The sequence below is a fragment of the Streptosporangium sandarakinum genome (genome assembly GCF_013409935.1).
GTDB lineage: Bacteria > Actinomycetota > Actinomycetes > Streptosporangiales > Streptosporangiaceae > Streptosporangium > Streptosporangium nondiastaticum.
On the sequence record NZ_JACCCO010000001.1, the window covers coordinates 1,736,909 to 1,752,484 of the forward strand.

Sequence of the window (15,576 nt, forward strand, 5' to 3'; positions counted from 1 at the left end):
TGTGTCAAACTGTCGCTTTCGCGTCAGCCGACCCGCACCCGCCGGATCCACAGCGGATCTCGACCGCCCCGTCTCCAGGGCAACCCCTCTAACTTACTCCAGCATCCGGTCTTCGTCAAACCGAATCCCACCAGGACACAAAGATCCCAGCAGGAGGATGGTCATCAGGGGAGGTCCCGAGCTCCCGGTGATCTCCACCGGCGCTCTCGGGCTTGTGAACTCTATGTAGGGCCGCCCCTTCCGTCAAATCGACGCCCTCCCCCGAGGAAACCTTTCTCTTCTGCGGGTAGTGGTGGCGGTATGACGGACCAAAGGCTCCTCCCCAGGGCGCTCATCATGCTGCTCTGCGCCGCAAGCGCCGTGATCACACTGGCCGGTGTACGGGAGGTCGGCTCGATCGTCGGACCGGTGCTCCTCGCCCTGGTTCTCGTCCTCGCGGTCTCCCCGGTCCGCGGCATGCTCCAGAGGCGCGGCGCGCCCGGATGGACGCTGGTGGCGGTCCCGCTGGCCCTGGTGCTGCTCCTGCTGCTCGGCATGGTCGCGATCCTGACGCTCTCGGTCGCGCAGCTGGCCACCCTCGCCACCACCTACAGCGGCCAGTTCGAACAGCTCGTCGTGGACGCCCAGCAACTGGCTGCGCGGCTCGGCATCGGCACCGACCAGGTGAACCAGGCGATCCGGTCGCTCGATCCCGGGAAGATCTTCCAGCTGCTCCAGGGATTCGCCGCCGGTCTTCTCAGCGTCTTCTCGGGCCTGGTCCTCATCGTCGTGCTCTTGCTGGCCATGTGTCTCGACGCCCCGGGCTTCTCCCGGTTGCTCCGGAAGGGAGCCGCGCGGCGCCCCCTGCTCATCAGCGCCCTCACCGGCTTCGCCCGCAAGACCCGCCGTTACCTCGTCGTCTCCACGGTGTTCGGGCTGATCTGCTCGGCGCTGGACGCGACCGCGCTCTGGCTGCTCGGCGTGCCGCTTCCGCTGCTGTGGGGCGTGCTGGCGCTGATCACGAACTACATTCCCAACATCGGGTTCGTCATCGGCCTGATACCGCCGGCGCTGCTCGGCCTCCTCGTGGGCGGACCCAAGACCCTGCTCCTGGTGGTCCTCTCCTACATCCTGATCAACTTCGTCGTGCAGTCGCTGATCCAGCCCAAGTTCCTCGGCGACGCCGTCGGCCTGTCCACGACCATGACGCTCCTGTCCCTGCTGCTGTGGGCGTTCGTACTGGGTCCGCTGGGCGCGCTGCTGGCCATCCCGCTCAGCCTGCTGGTCCGGGCACTGCTGATCGACAGCGACCCCGAAGGCGAGTGGGCGGCGGCCCTGGTCTCCGGGCACGACCCCGGCGAGGACCGGCCCGCGACGCCGTGAGGCCGCACGGGAAACGGCGCCGTAAGCACCGCGAATGAGCGTACGACCGCCGTTCCCGCGGAACCGGAGCACGTCGTGGGGACGCGCCGGAGGTCAGGCCGGGGACGGCGCGGGCAGTTCCACGGCTCCCCCGCTCACCCGGCTGCGGCCGTCCGGGGAGGCGATCGACACCCTCAGGATGCTCGGTCGTCCCATGTCCACCCCCTGGAGGATGGTGAACTCGTCGGACCCGGTGCCCAGCACCCGGAGGTAGCCGCCGAACGCGGCCGCCGCGGCCCCCGTCGCGGCATCCTCCACGACCCCGCCCACCGGGAAGGGGTCACGCGCGTGGAACCGCAGGTCGCTCTCACGCCAGAAGAGGTGCACCGTCGTCCAGCCGTTGCGGGTCATGACCGACCGCAGCGCGTCGAAGTCGTAGTCGAGGTCCGCCAGGCGCTCACGGGTCGCGGCGGCGAGCATGAGGTGGTCGTTCCCGCCGAAGGCGACGTGCGGCGGGAAGGCCGGGTCGAGGTCGTCGCGGGACCAGCGGAGCGCGGTGAGGGTCGCGTCGAGCGTCTCCTCCTCCACGGGCCGGGATCGGGTGGGGACGCTGGTGAGCGTGGCGCGGAGTACGCCGTCCTCGATCCCGGTGTCCACGGCGATCTCACCGGCCGGGGTGTGGAAGACCAGCGGACCGGCGCCGAGCCGTTGGGCCATCACCACCGCGGTGGCGATCGTGACGTGCCCGCAGAAGGCGACCTCCGCGGAGGGGGCGAAGTAGCGGAGCTGAAAGGTGCGGCTCTCGGCGTCGCCGCCGGTCACGAAGGCCGTCTCGGAGTAGCCGACCTCGGCGGCGATGGCGAGCATCTCGGCGTCGGAGAGGTCGCCGGCGTCCAGGACGATTCCGGCGGGGTTGCCCCCTTCGGGGTCGTGCGTGAAGGCGGTGTAGCGCAGAATCTCCAGATCTTCTCTCATGCCCACCGGAGCCTATCCTCCGCCCTTCCGGAGAGATCAGATGGCCGCCGGGGCGGTCTTCTGCGGCGCCGTACGCGGTGCGGGGACCTGCGCCTCGGAGACGCGGCGGCTCCAGGGCATCGCCGCGATGAGGACCGGCAGGAGCATGATGGAGCACTGCGCCCAGACCGAGTGCAGCGCGCCCCACTCCAGGCCGCGGTACTGCGTCATGTAGAGGTAGCCGTACGCCGCCCAGAAGGAGACGCCGAGGATCGCGGGCCACGCGAAGCGGGTGGGACGGGCGACCAGGAACGGCATGAACCACAGCAGGTACTGCGCGCCGAGCCGGGGGGTGGCGACCATGAAGGCGAGCAGCAGGGCCGTGGTGACGTCCACCGGGTCGGCGCGGCGCCACAGGATGGCGACCACCACGAGCGTGAAGTAGATCAGCCACGTGCCGAACGTGGCGATCCCCTGGTGGAGCGTCCAGTCGCCGCCGACCAGGAGGGCGCTGTAGCTCCACTCTCCGACGATGGGGCGGATGCTCTTCATCACCTTGAGGACCTCGGGGATCTGGCTCAGGGAGGTCCCGGCGAAGATCGGCAGGGTCACGATGAAGAACACCGGCGCGATGCCGGTGGCCACGAAGGCGACGACGCGGGCGCGGACGGTCGGCAGGAACAGGAGCATGCCGGGGATCAGCCAGATGGGCCAGCTCTTGGCGCACAGGGCGAGGCCCATCAGCAGGCCGGCGAACAGGGCGCGACGCAGGCCGGCCCGGTCGCCGGGACCGGGACGCAGTGCCAGGCGCACCGTCTCCGGCGCCGCCGCCAGTGCCTGCCGTACGGCGCCGCGGAACCCGAGGGCGGAAATGCTCTGCCGGGTCATGGCGATGGGGTCGTTGACGAGGCCGGGGCGCTCGGCCGGGCCCGGACCGCGGGCCACCACGAACGCGGCGACGCCGAAGGCCAGCGCGACCGGCTCGACCTGGCCGTGGACGCACGCGACGAGGAGGGCCAGGGGGTTGCAGGCGTACTGGAAGGCGCGCAGCGAGGCGTCGCGCCCCCCGGCGAGTTTGCCGACCAGGGGGATCAGCGCGATGTCGGCCACCACGGTGACGAGCCGGCCGGCGATCTCCCACGGGATGCCCAGCCAGAGCAGCAGGCCGTACACGTACGGGATGGTCGGCAGGAAGTGCCAGCCGCCGTTGCTGCCGAGGACGGGGTCCTGGTGGTTCAGGACCGCCACGCCCGCGGGCTTGAAGCTGTTCACGAAGTCGACCGGCTGCCATCGGCTGTCCGCCGCGGCGGCCATGATCAGCAGACGGAACACGATTCCGACCGCGATCGCCATGGTCAGCGACGGACGCCAGTGCCGCCACTGGGCGACCAGCGCGAGCACGACACCTGCGGCGAGGACGAACCCCGTTTGGATTGCGTAGTCCATGACGCCTACCAGAGTGCCGGAAGTCAGGGGGAAGGGACCACTCGGGCCGCGAAACGAGTCCATTCTTCCAGGTTTCTTCGCGGAGAGCGGTCGAATCGTCGCTTTCGGTCACCAAGGGAAGGCGGTCACGGGCATGACCTCGCCGCCGGGAGTCCGTCTCTCCCGGCGGCGAGGGGCTTTCGCGAGTCATGCCCGATCCCGGACGGGATCCGGGCCCCCGGCCGTCAGCCGGTGAACCCCTTGAAGATGCCGGTGAACTCCCAGGACGACTGGGCGACCCCGCTGCAGGTGGGCAACACCTGGCCGTTGGGGCAGCCGCCGTTGTCGCGTCCGGCGGACCAGAAGCCGATGAAGCCGACGTGGTTGGTGTTGGCCCAGGAGAGCAGCTTGCGGGCGTTCGCCTGGGTGGTGGTCATACCGGTGTCGTTCTTGCCGATCATCGGGGTCAGGCCGAGCATCTTTTTGAGCTGGGCGTCGGTCTTCGCCGGCCAGACCGTCTTCATCTGCGCGAGCGTCGCCTCGGCGGCTTTGATCATCGCGTCGCCCCAGTCGCCGGTGTAGCCGAAGTTCATCAGCATCGGGTTGACGATCACGTTGAGCCCCTTGGCCGCCGCGTCCTGCAGGATCGACAGCGAGAACGGGTCCACGCCGTAGTCCTGGCCCTGGACCCGGAGGGTGTAGCTCACCACGGTGCCGCGTTCGGCCTGGAGCTGCTTGAGCGCGGTGTTGACCTTGGCCGCGTCGATCGACGCCTCGACGTCGACGTCGAGGTGGTTCGTGCCGACCGCGTCGAGGACCTTCTTGTACGCGGTGAGCAGCGCGGCGGAGCTGGCGCAGGTGTGCTCCAGGTACGGGCCCTGGGCGCCTCCGGTGGCCACGATCACCTGCCCGCCCTGGGCCTGGAGCGCCCGGACGTCGCCGATGATCCGCGGGTCGTTGATCGGGATGGTGCCGCCCCAGGCCGGGTTGCAGCCGGTGCTGTCGCCGAGGGCGAAGGCGAGGGTGTAGTTCTTCACCCCGGTCGCGGTGGCGGCGCCCGCCAGCGAGGGCGTGGGCATGGTGATGTCGATGTAGGGGGCGTAGCGGATCTCCCCGCCGGGCTGCGGGTTGGTGTCGCCGGTGGTCGTCCCGCTCGCCTGCGGGCCGTAGGCCGAGCAGTTGCCCGAGGGGTCGCAGGCCCGGACCCGGAAGGAGTAGGCGGTGCTGGGCGACAGGCCGGTGGCCGTGTGGGAGGTGGCGGAGCCCACGGCGACCGGCGCGCCGCCGTCGCGGGAGACCTCGTAGCGGGCCACGGTGCCGGAGTCGTCGGTGGAGGCCGACCAGGAGAGGGCCAGCGAGGTGGCGGTGGCACCGCCCACGGTGAGGTTCGCCGGGACGGTGGGCGGGACGGTGTCGCCCGGGAGGCCCTCGCCGGGCGGTCCGTCGAGGACGAGGTCGTCGGCCTGGTAGGCGCCCTGGCCGTACCAGGAGTTGACGTACACGGTCACCGAGGTGGTGGAAGGGCCGGTGGTGAACGACGTGGTCAGCCGCGTGTAGGCCGACGGCGAGGAGGTCCACGTGCTGGGGTCGGTGGTGCCGGTGCCGGTCGCGCCCAGGAAGACGTAGCCGCCGCGCACCCAGGCCGACAGCGAGTACGAGGAGGACGGCTTGACGGCGACCTTCTGGCCGCAGCGGGCGGTGTCGGCTCCCTGGGCGGTGGCCTGCAGCGCCCTGGCGCCGCCGTGCACCGGGGACGACACCGTCGTCGCGGCCGAGGAGGCCGAGCAGGTCCACCCGGTCAGGCCGTCCTCGAACCCGGAGTTGGTCATGATGTCGGCGGCGTGCGCGGGCGGCGCGGCGAGCGTCGCCGCGCCCAGGGCCAGTACGGCGGCCGCCGCGAGTTTCCTGAGGTTCATCTCTTGCCCCGCAAGGGTCGTGGAGGGATGAGCTGGGGTGGTCTTCCGGGGCGCGGCCCCGCGCCCTGTGGGGCGGGGGCCGCGCCGGGGAGAGGGGCCGGCGCGCCGTGGGAAGGAAGCCGGGGTGGCGGTCCGGCCCCCGGCGGGCGGCCGTACGGTTCTCCGATGAGCGGGCCGTACGGCCTCCCCGCGGGCGGGCCTGGCGGGTGGGGTCAGAAGCCCGCGGTGATCCGGGTGAACTCCCAGTCGGCCTGGGCGATCCCGCTGCAGTTCTCCTGGACGCCGCCGCCGGGGCAGGGGCGGTCGCGGTTGACCGACCAGAACGCGAGGCGGGTCAGGCCCTTGGAGTTCGCCCAGTCGCGGATCTGGGTCCACTGCGCCGGGGAGGTCTGCTCCTGCTGGTCGGACAGGCCGTTCATGCCGGAGATGCCCATGTGGGCGTAGGCCTGGGCATCGGTCCAGCCGTTGGCGGACTTCAGCGCGTTCTTCAGGCCCTCGGCGGCGTTGATCGTGCTCTGGTACATGTTGGCGCCGCCGCCGAAGTCGAACGGCATGATCGTGTAGTTGTCGATCGGCACGCCCAGCGCCTTGGCCTGGTTGATCAGGCGGATGCCGGGGGCGGTCGGACCGGTGGTGGCGGTGCCGAAGGTCACGACCACCTTGACGCCGGGGTTGGCCGCCTTGACGATCTTCAGACCGTTGAGGATGCGGTCCTGGACGGTGTAGTTCTCGAACTCGTCGGTGTTCTCGATGTCGAAGTCGACCACCGCGGGACCGACGGCGTCGATGACCTTCTGCACGGCTCCGGCGAACGCCTGGGGGGTCGAGCAGTTGGGGCCGAGCTTGTTGCCCTGCCAGCCGCCGAAGGAGACCTGGACGCTACCGCCGGCGGCCTTGATCTGGTTGATGGCGGCCTGGTCGGCGCCACCGGTCAGCGGGCGCTGGCCGTCCCAGGCGGGGTTGCAGCCGTTCTGGGCGAGGATGAAGGCCATGGTGAAGGACTTGATGCCGGTGGCGCCCATGACCGTGGCCGGGCTGGGCGGGTTGCCCCAGCCCGTGTAGAGGTAGGGGGCTCCGGGCATCTTGCCGCCGGGGTCCGGGTTGGTGCAGCCCGTGGTGGTGGCGCTGGCGGTGCTGCCGGCCGACTCGCCGGTGCCGTTGTACGCCTTGACGGTGTAGCTGTGCGACTCACAGGTTCCGAGGCCGGAGATGGTGGCGGTGGTGCCGGTGACGGTGGTCTTGAGCGCCGAGCCCTCGTAGACGCGGTAGCCGGTGACCGTGCCGCTGGAGGCGCCCCAGGACAGGGTGATCGAGGTGTTGGTCGAGGTCGTGGTCACCGTTCCGGGCGTGCCCGGGGCGCCGGGGTTGCCGGTGCCCCCGCCGCAGGGGTTGCCGTTGAGCGTGCAGTTGGACGGGGTGGCGCCGCCGGGGCTGCCGTTGAAGCCGAAGCTCGCGGACGCGCCGGGGGCCAGGGTGCCGTTCCAGCCGACGTTGGTGAAGGTGAAGCGCTGCCCGCTGCGGGTCATGGCGGCGTCCCAGAAGGAGCCGACGGAGGCGCCGGAGGGCAGGTCGAAGGCCACCGACCAGCCGTTGATGGGGGTGGTGCCGCCGTTGGTGATCGTGTACTTGCCCTCGAAGCCGGTGCCCCAGTCGGAGACCTTGGTGAAGGCGGCCGTGGGGGACGCCGCCGCCCCGGCGGGCGCCGCGACCGCGGCCGCGCCGAGCGCGGTCAGGAGTGCGGCCAGGGCCGCGGCTGCTGTTCGACGAAGTCTCATTCGCTGTTCCTTCTGTCGGGGGGTGTCACGTCCCGCCGGCGGCGGGACCGCGAGGGCGGGGCGGTTGGCTCTTCCGGCGCGGTCAGGGTTTCCGCATGGTCGGGTTTTCCGGCGCGGTCAGGGTTTCCGCGTGGACGGGCTTTCCAGCGCGGTCGGGTTTTCAGGCGCGGTCAAGACGAACGGGTTCACCGTCGCGCCGCGCGGGTGGCCGCCCGGGACGGTCATCGGTACGGTGCCGCGCCGGGTGGTGCGGGGGCGCGGACGCCGCCGCCGGAGTCGGCGGCGTCCGCGCTGATCAGAAGGCGTCCTGGGTTGGTGAACGGGTCATCGGCGTCCCCATTCGACTCATCTTTTAGGAAAGTTTCCTAAGAGTTGTCGTGATCGTAGCCTTGACAACCGTTCTTCACAAGACCCAAAACAAGGCCGAAACGAGACGGGGTGACGCGCCCGGCGCGTCACCCCGTCAACTCCCTCTCGGCTCTCTTCAGACCCCTTCAGACCTCTTCAGGCCCCTCCAGGCTCCTCCGGGCCCCTTCAGGCCATGACCTCCGGCAGCGGCTTACGGGCCAGGTCGGGAACCTCCGCGTCGTGGGCGGCGTAGCCCACCGGGAAGAGGATGTAGGGCCGCTCGTTGGCCGGCCGCCCGCAGATGTCGCTCAGGAACGCCATCGGGTTGGGGGTGTGGGTGAGGGTGGACAGCCCCATCGCGTGCAGGGCCGCGATGAAGAAGCCGCAGGCGATGCCGACGCTCTCGTTGACGTAGTAGTGCTTGACCCGCGTGCCGTCGGGGCGCACGCCGTACTTCTCCGCGAAGCAGACCACCAGCCAGGGCACGGTCTCCAGGTAGTCCTTCTCCGGGCCGGTCTCCAGGGGGGCCAGGGCGGCGCGCCACTCAGGCGTCAGCCGACCCTCCTCGTAGTTCTTGCGCTCCTCGACCTCGGCCGCCTCCCTGATCCGCCGCCTGGTCTCGGCGTCGCCGATCAGGATGAACTTCCACGGCTGCTGGTGGGCCCCGGAGGGGGCGGTGTTGGCGGCCCGGATCGCCAGCTCGACGCACTCGCGGGGCACCGGCTCGTCGCTGAAGAACCGCACGCTCCGCCGCCGGTCCATGTGCTCGTAGAACTCCCGCCCCCGGGCCACCATCTCGTCCTCGAGGTAGCGGGTGGGCCGGTAGGGGATGAACGGGTAGCTGTGCTCGCGCGGCACGATGCCTCCTTTTTCGCCATATGTGCGCGCGTAGTCTGAATGGCGGTGAAAAATAGGGCAACACCCCGCCCGGAACACTGCCAGATCGTCAGTTTCCGTCGTCGCGGGGTCCGCGGAGGTGGGCAGATTGGCAGCCAGAAGGACCGGCCGGAACGGCCTGGACGAACTCGACCGCAGGGTGCTCCGCCTGGTCAGGGAACGGCCGCGCACCGGACTGCTGGAGATCTCCCGCATCCTGGGGGTCGCCCGGGGAACGGTCCAGGCCCGGCTGGACCGGATGGTCGCCGACGGGGTGATCGTCGACTTCGGGCCCAACCTCTCCCCGCGCGCCCTCGGCTACCCGGTGCAGGCGTTCACCACGCTGGAGGTCGAGCAGGTCTCCCGGCCCGACATCTCCGCCGCGCTGGAGGTGATCCCCGAGGTCATGGAGGCGCACATCGTCACCGGCCCCGGCGACGTCTGGTGCCGGATCGCCGGCCGCGACCACGAGCACATCCAGCGGGTCATCGACCGGATGCTGGCCATCCCCGGCATACGGCGCAGCAGCACGGTGATCACCCTCTCCACCGTGGTGGCCCACCGGGTCCAACCCCTGGCCGGCGACTGAACCCGCCCACGCCGCGATCCCGCCCGTCTCCGTGCCCGACAGTCCTTGAGGAGGTTGCGGAGGACGGGCGCCGGGAAGCGACTGAAATCCGCGCATGAAATGTCACGCGGAGTGCGTACGGCTTCGCTTGGGTGATCGGGAGAGGTGATTAGGGCTTGTTCGATGGGAGTACTTTGGGTTCGTCTGTTTTCGCCCCCTGGAGCGCTCCCATGTTCTTCGGCATCACCGACATCTGGACCTACGTCATCGGTGCCTTCTTCATCGTCCTGCTGCCCGGCCCGAACTCCCTCTACGTGCTCAGCACCGCCGCGCAGCACGGGGTACGCCAGGGCTACCGGGGGGCCATGGGGGTGTTCCTCGGTGACACCGTCCTGATGGTCCTCGCGGCGGCCGGGGCCGCCTCGGCGCTGCGGGCCGAGCCGATGCTGTTCAACGTCGTCAAGTACGCCGGGGGCGCCTACCTGGCGTGGATCGGCGTGCAGATGCTGCGCGGGGCGTGGCGCTCGTGGCGGAACCACGGGAACGCCGAGGCTCCCGGGGCCGCGCCGGCGGAGGAGCGGGCGGGGCGCCCGGCCAGGGACCCGTTCCGCAAGGCGCTGACGATCAGCCTGATGAACCCGAAGGCGATCCTGTTCTTCATCTCCTTCTTCATCCAGTTCGTGGACCCCTCCTACGGCAGCCCGGCGCTGTCGTTCCTGATCCTGGGGGCGATCTGCCAGCTCTTCAGCGTGCTGTACCTGTCGACGCTGATCTTCGCCGGGAGCTTCCTGGCCTCCCAGTTCCGGTCGCGCCGCAGGCTGTCGGCCGGGCTCACCTCGGGTGTGGGCGCGCTGTTCATCGGCTTCGGGGCGCGGCTGGCCACGGCCACCCTGGGCTGACGCCGTACGGCGTCAGGCCGGGTCGGCGTCGCCCTGGTTGGCCTTGATCGCCACGCTGACCAGCGAGAGGAAGAGCTCGGCGTCGGCCCTGCCGTCGATGGCCATGGACACCCAGCCGTCCCCGCTGCCCGGGACGACGCGCCGGCAGTCGGTGAGGACCCTGGCCCAGCGGTCGATGACGCCGGTGGTGAGCAGCAGTTCCGCGGTGTGGTCCCCGCGCATCCTGACGATCTCCCGGCCTCCGGACCTGAAGCCGATGCCCCTGCGGGTGCGTTTCAGCGCGAGGGCGGGCCAGTGGGAGAGCTGGGTCGCGACGTGCGCGACACCTTCTGTCGGCCGGCTGGACGTGCGCGCGTGCACTGCCATACGCGAATCGTCGCGAACCGTACGGGTTCGGGAAAGTCACGTTTCCGAACCGTTACCGCTTGGACACACTCCGAGCATCGGCCGATCCGCCGCGACCCATGCGGCATCGGTCGGTTAAAGCGAAGGCATGCTCCGGGGTCGGGTACGGTAAACCGCCCCCCGATACCGGGTGATTCCCGGTACCCCGGAACGACGAGCCCATCATGTCTGTTCACCGGCTGTCCGGGTAGGCGTCAAGCCTCACCGCCGGTCATTCCACCTTCCCGTGGAGCGCGCCATGAGCCACACGTCCGTCACCCTGCCCCGCCTCACCGTCCTCGCCCGCCAGGCCGCGCCGAAGCTGCTGGAGGGAGTGGTCGCCCCGCTGGCCGTCTTCTACGCCGCGCTGGCCGTCCTCGGCGAGCGCGGAGCGCTCATCGCCGCGTTGAGCTGGGTCTATATCGGGGTGGGATGGAGGTTGCTGCGGCGCGTCCCGGTGCCCGCCACGATGATCCTCGCCACCGTGGCGATCACCGTGCGGACGCTGCTGGGGCTGTGGACGGGCAGCATGGTGTTCTACTTCCTCCAGCCCGAGCTGGGCACGATCTGCATCAGCGTGGTCTTCCTGGCCTCGGTGCGGCTGAACCGCCCGATGGCGCAGAAGCTGACGCTCGACTACATCCACCTGCCCTCCGCGGTGCTCAGGCACGAGAGGGTCCGCCGGTTCTTCGCCCGGATCACCCTGCTGTGGGGGTTCGTGCTGCTGGCGAACTCGACGGTGAGCATCTGGCTCCTGCTGCACCAGTCGATCGGCGCCTACCTCCTGGTGCGCACCTCGGTCGTGGCCCTGATCAGCGGCGCGGCGATCGCCTTCTCCGTCTGGGCCTTCCGCCGCGTCCTGCACCGCCTCCACGCCGCCTCCACCCCCGCGCTCTCCGCCGCGCCCTGACGGCCGCGCGGTCCCGGTCCTCAGCCGCCCGGCTCGGCCCCGGCCGTCAGGCCGGCCTCGTGGGCGATGATCGCCGCCTGGACCCGGTTCTCCGCCCCCAGCCGGTTGAGGATCGAGCTCACGTGGGCCTTGACGGTCCCCTCCACCAGGTGCAGGCGGCGGGCGATCCGCGCGTTGGACAGCCCCGCCGCGAGCAGGGCGAGCACGTCGCGCTCGCGGGGGGTGAGCGCCGTGACCCGTTCGCGGGCGGACGCCTCGCGGGTCATCCTGCCGTCCGCGAGCGCGGACACGACCCGCCTCGCCACGCGCGGCGACAGGCAGGCGGCGCCCTCGGCGACGGCGTGGATGCCGGCCAGCAGCTCGCGCGGGTCCCCCGACTTCAGGAGGAACCCGTCCGCGCCCTCCCCGAGCGCCCGGGCGATGTAGTCGTCCTCGCCGAAGGTGGTGAGCATCACCACGGCCGTGCCGGGGGCGACCCGGCGCAGCTCGGCGACGGCCGCCAGCCCGTCCATCCGGGGCATCCGGATGTCGAGGAGGACGACGTCGGGGCGGTGGGCGAGGGCGAGCCGGATCGCCTCCCGGCCGTCGGCGGCCTCGGCGACCACCTCTATCTCCGGGTCGACGGCCAGTACGGCGCGCACCCCGGCCCGGATCATGGTCTCGTCGTCGGCCAGCAGCACCTTGATCATCGCGTTCCGTCCGCCACGTCCATGTTCACGCCCATATCCACGCCCATTTCCTCTCCGGTCTCTGCGGCCTCTCCGAGGGAGCGGAGACTTCCCTCCCGGGTGACTTCCGCGCCGGACCGTTCAGCGCGGGGCCACTCCACATCGGGCCGTTCAGTGCCGGACCGCTCCACATCGGGCCGCTCCGCGCCGGACCACTCCGCATCGAGTCGTTCAGTGCCGGGCCGTTCCGCGCGGGGAAGGCGGGCCGTGACCCGGAAGCCGCCGTTCCGCGGGCCCGCCTCGAACACCCCGCCCGCCAGCCGTACCCGCTCGCGCAGCCCGGCCAGGCCCATCCCGCCGGACGGACCGGACGGGCCGCCGCGCGCGCGGCCCATCGTCGCCCGGGACGCCGGATTGGTCACCTCGACCGTGACCCCGGCGGGCCCGCCGAGCACCTCCACGGTCACGGACGCGCCGGGGGCGTGTTTGGCGGCGTTGGTCAGGGACTCCTGGACGACCCTGCGGGCGGTGGGGTCGCGCAGCGATCCGTCGCCGCGCAGCTCCACCCGCAGCCCCGAGGCGGCGGCCCGTTCGACCACGTCGGAGACGCTCTCCTCCGGCGGGGTCAGCGGCGCCGGGTCGTCCTCGCGGAGCACGCCGATGATCCGGTGGAGGCGTTCGGTGGTGTCGGCCGCGGCCTCGCGGAGCTCCCCGGCGGCCTGGCGGTGCCGTACGGGCAGGTCGGGCGCCATCTCCAGGGCCGCGGCGCGCAGCGCGATGAGCGCGAGGTCGTGGCCGATGGAGTCGTGCATGTCCTGGGTGATGCGGTTGCGCTCGCGCAGCCTGGCCTGGCCGGCGGCCAGCCGCCGCTCGCGCAGGCGCTGCTCGGCCCGCTGCCGGAACAGCAGACCGACGCTCCAGGGCAGCAGGCCGGACAGCAGGACGCCCGACAGGGCGGGCAGCCAGAAGGCGGTGACGGCCGGGGCGGGCCGCGGGCCGCCGAAGAGGGAGAGAGCGAGGACCGCGGCGGCGCCCGTGCCCAGGAGGGCGGCGAACGCCCTGAGCGCGGGCCGGGGGTCCGGCGCGCGGCGGCCGGCCCGGTGGCTCAGCACGATGGCGGCGAGGGTGAGGCCGTTCAGCGGCAGCACCTTGAACGAAGGCAGGTCCAGGCCCCAGAACTGGAAGCTGGCCGCCCCCTCGCTGACGTTCCATGTCCCCGCGACCAGGACGGCCAGCATGGGGAGCACCGGCGCGCGGCGGCTCGCGAGCACGGCGGCGCAGATCACGGTCACCTCGGCGGCCGTGGTCCACAGCCGCGCCCAGGCGGTGGCCGGTTCCCACCAGGCCGGGAGGGCGGGGGCCAGCACCGCCGGCAGGCAGAGCAGCAGGATCGTCACAAGCTCCCGCCGGTCCGGCTGGCCCATCCTTTTCATCACCTTCGTGACGTTACAAGGCGCGGACGCCGGGCGACTCCTCCCCGGGAGCGGGCACGACCCCCGCCGAAAGTAGGGGGTGGCACGGGCTGAACGTCCGATGTGCCGGCCGCGGCCCGGCGCCTAGCGTCGGTGGCGCACGAGTTCCGGCGGTGTCCCCGGGAGATCTCAGGGACGCCACCCCGAGGCCCGGGGTCCCTCCCTGATGCCCGGAGCCCGGCGGTCCTTCAGCGTGCTGGGGAGATCCCCCGGACCCGGCAGGAGCCGTCCGGACACCCGACCCCCACCGACAGGAGCGCGGCCGTGACGCAGGCCATTCTCGACGCCGTACAGCAGGCGATGACCTCCCCCTGGATCTATCTGGCGCTGTTCGCGCTGGCGCTGCTCGACGGGTTCTTCCCCGTGGTGCCCGCCGAGACGTCCGTCATCACGGCGGGCGTGTTCGCCGCCTCCACCGGCGCGCCCGACGTCGCGGCCGTGATCGCGGTGGCGGCGCTGGGCGCCTTCGTCGGTGACCACATCTCCTACGCCATCGGGTGTTCGGCGAACGGCAGACTGCGAAGGGGCGGACGCGGCGACCGGGCGTTCACCTGGGCGCGGCGCGCGCTGGCCGAACGCGGCGGGCTCGTCCTGGTGGCGGCCCGCTACATCCCCGGGGGCCGTACGGCCTGCACCCTCACCATGGGCGCGGTCGCCTACCCCCGGCGCTCGTTCGCCCTCTTCGACGCGGTCGCGGCCGCCTCATGGGCGGTCTACTCGGTGCTGATCGGCTACGTGGGCGGCGCGGCGTTCGAGCACGACCCGCTCAGGGGGCTGCTGCTCGGCCTCGGCATCGCCCTGTCGGTCACCGCGGTGGCCGAGACGGTCCGGCACGTACGGCGACGCCGGGCCGCCGGGGCTCCGGGGCGGGAGCCGGCCCTCGCCGTCTCGGACGACTGACCGCCCTGCCCCGACCCGCCCCCCGGGGGAAATCCGCGCCGAAGTCAGGGACAACCCCGATGGATCGGGGCACCGCGAGCGCGGGAGGCTGCCAGAGGTTGGCCGGAGGACGTCCCTCCGGACGCCTCACTGAGACGTCCCGGCCATCTCGCCGTGTCGTGATCGGAGGAGGGAACCCGGATCGGGAGAGCCCGGGATCGGGAGAGGGCCGTGTCCCGCCGGACGGCGGGGGCGGGTGAGCGTGACGAGGGAGGGCTCATGAGCGTGGCGGCCGTCGGCCTGGCGTTGCTGGGGTCCCTGTTCTTCGCGCTCGGCGCCGCGCTGCAGCAGTCCGAGACGGGGCCGGACCGGGTCGCGCTGCGCCACCTGGCCAGGCGTCCGCGCTGGCTGCTCGGCGGCCTCGCCGTCGGGGCCGGCACCGCGCTGCATGTCCTCGCGCTGAGGTACGGGCCCCTCACTCTGGTCCAGCCGCTGGGGGCGGCGAGCCTGCTGTTCGCGCTGCCCTGCGCGGCGGCCCTGCGGCGCCACAGGCCGCGGCCGCGCGAACTGGCCGCCGCGGCCGCGGTCGCCGCCGGGCTGGCCGGGCTGGTGCTGACCGTGCCGGAGCACACCGGCGATCCCCGTCTCGGCCCCTGGGGGGCGGTGGCCCTGCTCGCGGGGGCGGCCACCGTCGCCCTGGGGCTGCTGGCCGTCTCCCGGCGCGTCTCCCCCACCGCCCGGGGCGGACTGCTGGCGATGGCGGCGGGCGTGCTGTACGGCGCGACCGCCACGCTGACCCGGGTGCTGGTCGACGGCGCCTGGGAGCCGTGGCTGCTGCTCGCCGCGCCGCTGCCCGCCCTGGCCGCGCTGGGCCTGCTGCAGCGCGCCTACGCCTGCGGTCACTTCGGTGTCGCCTTCGCCTCCCTGCAGGTGGCCGACCCGCTGACCGCAGTCGTCTTCGGAGCCGTCCTGCTGGGCGAGCCGCTGCCGACCGGGGCGACGGCCACGCTGGCCGCGCTGGCCGCCGCGCTGCTGGCCGCCTGCGGCACCGTCGCGCTGGCCCGCACCGGCCCGCCGCCCGCCGCGCACGTCCCCCAGGCCCGCTGAGCCCCGCTGAGCCCCGCTGAGCCCGTCCCGCGGCCTCGCGGGCGCCACGCCCCG

Annotated in this window: 14 protein-coding genes; 6 read left to right on the plus strand and 8 right to left on the minus strand. The window is 72.0% G+C overall.

Annotated features, from left to right (window positions below; genetic code table 11):
* Positions 1-300: 300 nt before the first annotated feature.
* Positions 301-1,362 carry an AI-2E family transporter gene (locus HDA43_RS07610; RefSeq protein ID WP_179819041.1) on the plus strand — a complete coding sequence of 354 codons (1,062 nt, stop codon included), beginning with the start codon at positions 301-303 and terminating at the stop codon, positions 1,360-1,362.
* 93 nt (positions 1,363-1,455) lie between these two features.
* Here the strand turns inward: HDA43_RS07610 and HDA43_RS07615 are convergent, their stop codons facing one another.
* The 5 genes from HDA43_RS07615 to HDA43_RS07635 all read right to left on the minus strand — a co-directional run bounded on the left by HDA43_RS07615 (position 1,456) and on the right by HDA43_RS07635 (position 8,617).
* Positions 1,456-2,316 (minus strand): PhzF family protein, encoded by an 861-nt coding sequence (locus HDA43_RS07615; RefSeq protein WP_179819042.1) that lies wholly within the window; start codon positions 2,314-2,316, stop codon positions 1,456-1,458.
* A 36-nt stretch (positions 2,317-2,352) separates the two neighbouring features.
* Positions 2,353-3,741: a putative hexosyltransferase gene (locus tag HDA43_RS07620; protein ID WP_179819043.1), complete on the minus strand. Its 1,389-nt coding sequence runs from the start codon at positions 3,739-3,741 to the stop codon at positions 2,353-2,355.
* Positions 3,742-3,965: 224 nt separating this feature from the next.
* Positions 3,966-5,636, minus strand: a complete 1,671-nt coding sequence (locus HDA43_RS07625) for a carbohydrate binding domain-containing protein (RefSeq protein ID WP_179819044.1) — start codon at positions 5,634-5,636, stop codon at positions 3,966-3,968.
* 212 nt (positions 5,637-5,848) lie between these two features.
* Positions 5,849-7,411 carry a cellulose binding domain-containing protein gene (locus HDA43_RS07630; RefSeq protein WP_179819045.1) on the minus strand — a complete coding sequence of 521 codons (1,563 nt, stop codon included), beginning with the start codon at positions 7,409-7,411 and terminating at the stop codon, positions 5,849-5,851.
* Positions 7,412-7,945: 534 nt separating this feature from the next.
* Positions 7,946-8,617: a nitroreductase family protein gene (locus HDA43_RS07635; protein ID WP_312873084.1), complete on the minus strand. Its 672-nt coding sequence runs from the start codon at positions 8,615-8,617 to the stop codon at positions 7,946-7,948.
* A gap of 127 nt (positions 8,618-8,744) precedes the next feature.
* On the opposite strand from HDA43_RS07635, the gene HDA43_RS07640 reads away from it, so the two are divergent.
* Together HDA43_RS07640 and leuE are read left to right on the plus strand one after the other, a co-directional pair.
* Positions 8,745-9,224 carry an Lrp/AsnC family transcriptional regulator gene (locus HDA43_RS07640; protein ID WP_179819046.1) on the plus strand — a complete coding sequence of 160 codons (480 nt, stop codon included), beginning with the start codon at positions 8,745-8,747 and terminating at the stop codon, positions 9,222-9,224.
* Positions 9,225-9,433: 209 nt separating this feature from the next.
* Entirely contained in the window at positions 9,434-10,102 is a 669-nt protein-coding gene (gene leuE, locus HDA43_RS07645; RefSeq protein ID WP_179819047.1) for a leucine efflux protein LeuE, read from the plus strand.
* A 12-nt stretch (positions 10,103-10,114) separates the two neighbouring features.
* Here leuE and HDA43_RS07650 read toward each other — a convergent pair whose 3' ends face one another.
* Positions 10,115-10,468 carry a luciferase domain-containing protein gene (locus HDA43_RS07650; protein WP_179819048.1) on the minus strand — a complete coding sequence of 118 codons (354 nt, stop codon included), beginning with the start codon at positions 10,466-10,468 and terminating at the stop codon, positions 10,115-10,117.
* A 277-nt stretch (positions 10,469-10,745) separates the two neighbouring features.
* On the opposite strand from HDA43_RS07650, the gene HDA43_RS07655 reads away from it, so the two are divergent.
* A complete protein-coding gene (locus HDA43_RS07655) occupies positions 10,746-11,396 on the plus strand; it encodes a VC0807 family protein (protein WP_179819049.1) in 651 nt (216 codons plus the stop codon).
* Positions 11,397-11,416: 20 nt separating this feature from the next.
* Here HDA43_RS07655 and HDA43_RS07660 read toward each other — a convergent pair whose 3' ends face one another.
* Positions 11,417-12,085, minus strand: coding sequence for a response regulator (locus HDA43_RS07660; RefSeq protein WP_179819050.1), 669 nt, complete (start codon positions 12,083-12,085; stop codon positions 11,417-11,419).
* A complete protein-coding gene (locus HDA43_RS07665; RefSeq protein ID WP_179819051.1) occupies positions 12,082-13,488 on the minus strand; it encodes a sensor histidine kinase in 1,407 nt (468 codons plus the stop codon). The genes HDA43_RS07660 and HDA43_RS07665 overlap by 4 nt, the downstream gene beginning before the upstream one ends.
* 312 nt (positions 13,489-13,800) lie before the next feature.
* On the opposite strand from HDA43_RS07665, the gene HDA43_RS07670 reads away from it, so the two are divergent.
* Entirely contained in the window at positions 13,801-14,436 is a 636-nt protein-coding gene (locus tag HDA43_RS07670) for a DedA family protein (RefSeq protein ID WP_179819052.1), read from the plus strand.
* Between the two features lie 258 nt (positions 14,437-14,694).
* Positions 14,695-15,522, plus strand: a complete 828-nt coding sequence (locus HDA43_RS07675) for a DMT family transporter (RefSeq protein ID WP_179819053.1) — start codon at positions 14,695-14,697, stop codon at positions 15,520-15,522.
* Positions 15,523-15,576 lie beyond the last annotated feature (54 nt).